Here is a 6,833-nt window from a genome sequence, read left to right as displayed (position 1 = left end):
CGTACCCCCCCCCCCCCCCCCCCCCCCCCCCCCCCCCACCCCCCCCCCCCCCCACCCCCCCCCCCCCCCCCCCCCCCCCCCCGCGGGCTTTTCCGTCCTTGCTCAGCGCGAGGCGCGCAGGTGCGGTAGCTCGATCAGCTCGGTCTCGTCCTCCGGCGTCAGGTCCACCACGGTCGGCTCGCCCCGCTCCGGCCCACCGGCCGCGGGCGCGGCCTGGGCGGCCCGCGCCGGCCGCGCCTCCTGAGCCTCCTGGGCCTCCTGGGCTTCGGCCTTCGCCTTGGCGGCGACCGCCTCGTCGCCCACCACGTCCGCCAGGTCCGTACGGTCCCCCAGTTCGGCGATGCTGCCCACCGCCGGCGCCGGAGCGGCCGCCCGTACCGCCGCGCCGGGGCCGCGGCCGAAGAAGCTGAAGCCCTGTCCGCGCGCCTGCCCGGACTGCGCCGGACGCGGCCGCTGCCGCTCGACCGGGGCCGGTGCCACGGCCGGGACGCCCGGGGTGCCACCGAGCTGTCCGACCGTCGCGGTCAGCGCCGGGCGCAGCGGAGTGGGCCGCACCGGCGCCGGCTGCCCCGAAGCCCGGCCCGCCGAAGCCTGCGCCGCCAGGTCCTGGACCGCCGGAGCCTGCGCCGGAGTCGGCACCGAGGGCACGACCGGCGCGGGCACGGACACCGCCTTGGAGGCCGAATTCGGCGAAGCCGCCGGAGCCGTCGCCGCCGCAGCGCCCGTGCCGATCTTCGACACCGTCGCGGACGACCGCAGTGCGACCTCCGAGCCCGCCGTGCGCGCCCGCCGCACCTCCTGCTCCGCCGCCCGCCGCTCCAGCAGCCGCAGCACCGAGGCCGCCCGGACGAACGCGGCCGGGCTGGCCGAGTACTTGGGGCGGCTCGCGGCGAGCGCCCGCTGGGCCGCCTCGGCCTCCTTGAGCGCCTGCTCGGCCACGGTCACGGCCCGCTCCCGCAGCAGCCGGGCGATCTCGGTCTCGGCCTTCGCCAGCCGGGACTTCTCCGCCGTCAGCCGCCGACCGAACCGGGTGGCCCGCTCTTCGGCGACCTCGGCCGCATACTCGGCCTCGGCCAGCTGCTCCTCGAAGCGCTCCTCGGCCCGCAGCCGTTGTGCGGCGGACAGTTCGGCGGCCGCCCGGGCGGCCTTGTCCCGTTGGCGCAGCAGCAGGGCGAATCCGAGCACCGCGATCAGCGCCGCGATGCCCACCGAGCGCACCAGGACGGTGTCCTGACTGAAAAGCAGAGCGGCCAGTGCGGCGACCAGCAGTACGCCGGCGGCAGTGGGTGGAACGATCCGGCCGAGGACGGAGGAATGACGGTGGCGTCCGCGAGACATGCCAAGAAACTAGCGTGCGAATTGGGGCCGTGTCAGCCCAGGGTCCTCTTCCGCCCTTGACAGGGTGCCGTTTTTACCGCCCGTGCCCGGCTTCTCACTCAAGATCACGAAAGGGGAGCCGCCCGGCCGACGCCCGCCGCCGGCCCGCGAACGCCTCAGCGGTGCGAGGCCGCCGGCCCGCTCGGGTCGTCGTGGTTCTCCGGCAGCTTGCACACGTGCTGGAGCCAGAGCGCCGCCGCGATCACCGCGGCCCCCGCCAGCACGGCGAGTCCGGCGGTGACGGCCTGGTCCTTGCGGGCCGCCACGTCCAGCTCGCCGAGCAGGTAGATCCCGGCCCCCGCGTAGATCCCGGTGACCACCGAGGAGACCAGCGCGCTGGCCTGCCCCAGCACCACCGCGCGGGCCGCCAGCAGCGGGTCGACCGGCTTCGCGCCGGGCTGCCGCTCGCGCACGGCCTTCAGCCGGGACCGCAGCGAGATCGTGGTCGCCAGCAGGATCACCGCCACCGCCGCCAGCACCACCGGCGCCGCGGCGGGCACGGCCGGCAGCGTGTCCAGGGAGGCCCACAGCTTGGAGCCGGCCCAGGACAGCGCCGTCGTCGCGGCGGTGATGCCGATCAACAGGCGGAGGCGAAGCAGCTTCACTCGGAGCAGGTCCTTCCCGGGGTACCAGAGCCGGCCGACCGGCCGGAGGTCCGGCGCGACGGCGTCAGGCCACCGTACCGGGCCCGGCCGGACGGACGTCTACTCGTACGGCCGGGCCCCCTGGCCGAGTTCCCCGGCCCGCCCGGCCGACCGGCGGCGGGCCGGCGCCGGGGCTACTCCGGCAGCGTCAGCCGGATGTCCTTGCGCCGCCTCACGCCCTGCGCCTCCGGACCGCCGAGGGCCTCCAGCAGAGCGGCGACCTGCCCGTGCCCGGGCACCTCGGCCTCGGGCTGGGCGTCCAGCCACGGGGCGAGCACGAAGACCCGCTCGTGCGACCGCGGATGCGGCAGCACCAGCTGCGGGTCGTCACTGACCACGCCCTCGTACGCCAGGATGTCGACGTCCAGGGTGCGCGGGCCCCAGCGGACCTCGCGGACCCGCCCGAAGGCGTCCTCGATCGCGTTGCCGCGCTCCAGCAGGTCCCGCGGCGGCAGCGATGTGCGCAGCACGACGACCGCGTTGTAGTAGTTGGGCTGCTCCTCCGGACCGCCGACGGCCTCGGTCTCGTAGACCGCCGAGACGGCCTTGATCTTCAGCCCGGGGGTGTCGGCGAGCGCATCGACGGCACCCTGGAGGGTGTCCAGCCGGTTGCCCAGATTGCTGCCGAGTGCGATCACCGCGCAGCGCTGGCTGTGCAGCGTGGTGTCGGCGGAGTCCACCCGGCTCTCCAGGTCGAACGCGTTCGGCTCGGCGATCGGGTCACTGCTGTTCATCGAAGAAATCCCTCTGCATCGGAAACCGGGCGCGCGGTGGGGGTCATGCGCGGCCCCGGTGGATGGTCACGGTCACGTCGTCGAACGGCACGGTGATCGGGGCGTCCGGCTTGTGCACGGTGACCTCGACCTCCTCGACCGCGTCGTGCTTCAGGCACTGGTCGGCGATGCGCTGGGCCAGCGTCTCGATCAGGTCGACCGGCTCCCCGGCGATGATCGCGGTGACCTCCTCGGCCACGATGCCGTAGTGCGCGGTGCGGGTGAGGTCGTCTCCGGACGCGGCGGGGCGGGTGTCCAGGTACAGCACGAGGTCGACCACGAAGGTCTGGCCCTCGACGCGCTCGCGCTCGAAGACGCCGTGGTGGCCCCGGGCACGCAGCCCCCGCAGGGTGACGCGGTCCAGCAAACGAATCACTGCTCCCAGTCGGACGGGCCCCGCCCGGGAAAGGCACGGACGGGCAGGGCGAAGGCGGGCAGCACGCCCGCCACTCCGTTTCGAATCTACCCGCGAGCGCGGACAACGCCTGACCGTCCTACCCGGCACGAACCGTCGCCACGCGCACCGATCCGGCGATTGACGTGAACGTCGGGCACCCACTCGGGAATTCCCCGGCGACGGTCCGGCGCCGCTATCGCGCGACCGCCGTCGTCATTCCTCGTCGTCCTCGTCGCCGCTGGTCAGAACGGGTGAACCGTGGTGCGACCAGAGTTTCCACCCGGCCGGGGTACGGCGGAACAGATTGCTGGAGACGACCTTTCCGCCGACCAGCGGACCGAGTTCGCCCTCCTCCTCCGCCTCACCGCCGGAGAGGATGTTCTCGGTGCACGTGACAAGGGCCACATCGCCGTGGACCTCGGCCTCGACATCGGTCAGGAAGAACTGGATGTACTCCGTGTTCATCATGATCAACATGTACGAGCGGGTCACCTGCGCCCGCCCGCGCAACACCGGCCAGCCGGGGTGCACGCACACCACGCCGCCCTTGTCGTCGGCGTGCTCCGGCCCCAGCCAGGCGTTCTCGACCGCCTCGACGTCCCCCCGCTCCAGCGCCTCGTAGAACGCCCGGTTCGCCGCGAGCACCGCCTCCAGGTCCACCTCGTGGGCCTTTCCGGCCGTACCGCCGCTCAACCTGCCGTCACCTGTCACAGACCCTCCCTCACCCCAGCCGCGCCGCGCTGCCAGGCCGCGACCACGCGGACGGCGTCCGCCGTACCCGACACGTCGTGCACCCGCACCGCCCAGGCTCCGGCCTGGGCGGACAGCACCGAGACCGCGGCGGTCGCGTCGTCCCGCTCACGGGCCGGGCGCAGCTCCCCGGTTTCCGGGTCGGCCAGCAGCGTACCCAGGAACCGCTTGCGCGAAGCGGCGACGAGCACGGGACGGCCGAGCGCGGTGAGTGCCTCCAGCCGGCCGAGCAGCGCCCAGTTGTGCTCGGCGGTCTTGGCGAAGCCGAGCCCCGGGTCGAGGATCAGCTGGTCCTCCTTGACCCCGGCGGCCAGCAGCGCGTCCATCCGCCCGGTCAGCTCGGCGACCACGTCCGCCACCACGTCGTCGTAGACGGCGAGCCGGTCCATGTCGGCGGACTGCCCGCGCCAGTGCATCACCACGAAGGGCGCGCCGGTCTCGGCGACCACCCGGCCCATCGCCGGGTCGGCGAGCCCGCCGGAGACGTCGTTGACGATCGCCGCGCCGGCCTCGACGGCCCGCTCGGCGACCGAGGCCCGCATGGTGTCGACGGACACCACCACGCCGGCGGCGGAGAGCTCGCGCACCACCGGCAGCACCCGGCGCAGCTCCTCCTCCTCGGGCACCCGCTGCGAGCCGGGCCGGGTGGACTCGCCGCCGACGTCCACCAGGTCCGCGCCGCGGGCGCGCAGCGCGAGTCCGTGCGCGATCGCCTTGGCGGGATCGAACCAGAGCCCGCCGTCCGAGAAGGAGTCGGGCGTGACGTTGACCACGCCCATCACGGCGCAGCGGCCGAGCCGCGGCAGACCGGCCGGAAACGGGAAGGACGGCGTATCGCTCATGTTCCCCATTATCGAACGGGGCCCCGGCCGAGCGTTCTCGGCGGGGGCCCCGGACGGTGTCGAGCGGCCTCAGGCGGCCTCGGTGACCTCACGGCCCGACGGGACGGGCATCAGGCCCTCACGCTGGCGCTTGCGGCCGAAGCGCGGCATGCCCAGGGTGATGAAGGCCTCCGCCTGCATCGCGGCGAAGCCGATCCGCGGCAGGTCCCGGGTGTTCGGGAAGACCAGGAAGCGCGGCTCCCACTCCGGCTGGAACTTGGCGTTGAACTTGTACAGCGACTCGATCTGGAACCAGCGGGACAGGAAGACCAGCAGTCCGCGCCAGGCGCGCAGCACCGGGCCGGCGCCGATCCGCTCGCCGCGGGCCAGCGCCGAGCGGAACATCGCGAAGTTGAGCGACACCCGGCGCACGCCCATGGCGGGCACGGCCTGCAGGGCGGCGACGATCAGCAGCTCGTTCAGGCCCGGGTCGGCGGCGCGGTCGCGGCGCATCAGCTCCAGCGAGATGCCGTCCGGCCCCCAGGGCACGAAGTGCAGCACGGCCTTCAGGTCGTCACCGCTCTCGCCCTCCTCCGGCTCCTTGTGCGCGGTGACCACCACGCAGTCGTCGTCCAGCGGGTCGCCGAAGCGGCCGAGGGCCATCGAGAACCCGCGCTCGGTGTCGGTGCCGCGCCAGCGGGCGGCGGCGTCGGCGATCCGGTACTTCTCCTCCGCAGTGAGCTCGGAGACCCGGCGCACCTTGCAGGAGTAGCCGTTGCGCTCGATCCGCTTGACCATCTGGCGGACGTTGCGCATGGCGCGGCCGGCCAGCGAGAAGGTCGAGGTGTCGACGATCGCCTCGTCGCCCAGCTCCAGCGCGTCCAGGCCCGCCTCACGGGTCCAGACCTCGCCGCCGACCTCGCTGCAGCCCATCACGGCCGGCACCCAGGCGTGCTCGCGGGCCTCGGCCATGAACACCTTGATCGCGCCCGGCCAGGCCTCGACGTCGCCGACCGGGTCCCCGGAGGCGAGCATCACGCCGGAGACCACCCGGTAGGAGATCGCGGCCTTGCCGGTGGGCGAGAACAGCACGCTCTTGTCTCGGCGCAGCGCGAAGTAGCCGAGCGAGTCGCGCTCGCCGTGGCGCTTGAGCAGCTCGCGGACCTTCTCCTCGTCCTCGGCGCTGAGCTCCGGCTTCGGCTTTCCGGGGCGCAGCGCCAGGTAGGCGGTGGTGAAGGCGGTCAGCAGGCCCAGCCCGCCCAGCAGGTAGGCGACCAGGTCGGACATCCGCTCGTTGGTGTAGCGGATCGGGCCCTCGAAGCCGAAGAGCCCGTACCCGACGTGCACCAGGCGCTCGGTGAAGCCGGGGTGGCCGAACTCGTACTTGGTCCGGGTGCTCACGATCAGCAGGCCGAGCAGCACGCTCAGGGCGCCCATGACGACCAGGTTGACCACCGCGCGCCAGCGGGTGCGCGGGTCGGCCTTGGCGTAGAACTCGCGCTGGTGCAGGAGCATCACGAGCCAGACCGCCAGCGACACGACCGCCGGGCCGACCTGGTGCCAGCGCACGATGTGCAGCGCCGCGCCGACCGGCAGCAGCACGCAGACCACCCGCCAGGCCCGCCGCTTGCGCCGGCGCAGCGCGTGCGCCAGCGGCACCAGCAGGATGCCGACCATCAGCGTGCCGACCGCGGCCAGGCTGGTGGTGCCGCCCGGCAGCTGCCCGGCGAAGGTGTGCATCTTGGTGTGCCGGAGCTTGGGGAACACCGCGCTGGCGATGTCCACCAGCCCGATCAGCAGGCAGGCGTAGCCGACCGCTCCCGGGAGCCAGGCCCTCGGGACGGCGGCCGCCTGGTTGCGCAGCGTCTGCAGACCCCGCCGACGGCGCGGCGGCTGCTCGGGGCTCGGCTCAACGGACACGGGAACGCTCATGGAAGCTCAGGGTAGAGGCTGCGGGGCGGTGTCCGGTCACTCCGGGGGAGCACGTGTGATGGACCTTCATGCCTATTCCTTCATCAGGCCATGCGCATACCAAGGATCGGGAAACGGTAGGTAAACCGGGGCCCTGAAT

The 6,833-nt window shown here is 73.6% G+C and carries 7 protein-coding genes; all 7 read right to left on the bottom strand.

The window, feature by feature from the left end:
- Positions 1–102 precede the first annotated feature (102 nt).
- Positions 103–1,338, bottom strand: a complete 1,236-nt coding sequence (locus ACZ4WV_RS06330) for a hypothetical protein (protein WP_465743360.1) — start codon at positions 1,336–1,338, stop codon at positions 103–105.
- A 155-nt stretch (positions 1,339–1,493) separates the two neighbouring features.
- Positions 1,494–1,982 (bottom strand): DUF3180 domain-containing protein, encoded by a 489-nt coding sequence (locus tag ACZ4WV_RS06325; RefSeq protein WP_465743359.1) that lies wholly within the window; start codon positions 1,980–1,982, stop codon positions 1,494–1,496.
- Between the two features lie 173 nt (positions 1,983–2,155).
- Positions 2,156–2,755 carry a 2-amino-4-hydroxy-6-hydroxymethyldihydropteridine diphosphokinase gene (gene folK / locus ACZ4WV_RS06320; protein ID WP_465743357.1) on the bottom strand — a complete coding sequence of 200 codons (600 nt, stop codon included), beginning with the start codon at positions 2,753–2,755 and terminating at the stop codon, positions 2,156–2,158.
- Between the two features lie 43 nt (positions 2,756–2,798).
- The gene (folB, locus tag ACZ4WV_RS06315; protein ID WP_030288941.1) at positions 2,799–3,158 is read right to left on the bottom strand and encodes a dihydroneopterin aldolase; all 360 of its coding nucleotides are present in this window, start codon (positions 3,156–3,158) and stop codon (positions 2,799–2,801) included.
- Positions 3,159–3,404: 246 nt separating this feature from the next.
- A complete protein-coding gene (locus ACZ4WV_RS06310) occupies positions 3,405–3,902 on the bottom strand; it encodes a nuclear transport factor 2 family protein (RefSeq protein ID WP_465743355.1) in 498 nt (165 codons plus the stop codon).
- On the bottom strand, positions 3,899–4,783 hold the full coding sequence (folP, locus tag ACZ4WV_RS06305; protein WP_465743353.1) for a dihydropteroate synthase: 885 nt from the start codon (positions 4,781–4,783) through the stop codon (positions 3,899–3,901). Before folP ends, ACZ4WV_RS06310 begins: the two co-directional genes overlap by 4 nt.
- Before the next feature lie 69 nt (positions 4,784–4,852).
- Complete coding sequence (locus ACZ4WV_RS06300; protein ID WP_465743351.1) at positions 4,853–6,694, bottom strand: phosphatidylglycerol lysyltransferase domain-containing protein; 1,842 nt, start codon at positions 6,692–6,694, stop codon at positions 4,853–4,855.
- Between the last annotated feature and the right edge of the window lie 139 nt (positions 6,695–6,833).

The organism is Kitasatospora sp. NPDC029312 (assembly GCF_055569215.1).
Note: the sequence above shows the minus strand (reverse complement) of the source record. Positions and strands in the feature narration are given on the sequence as shown.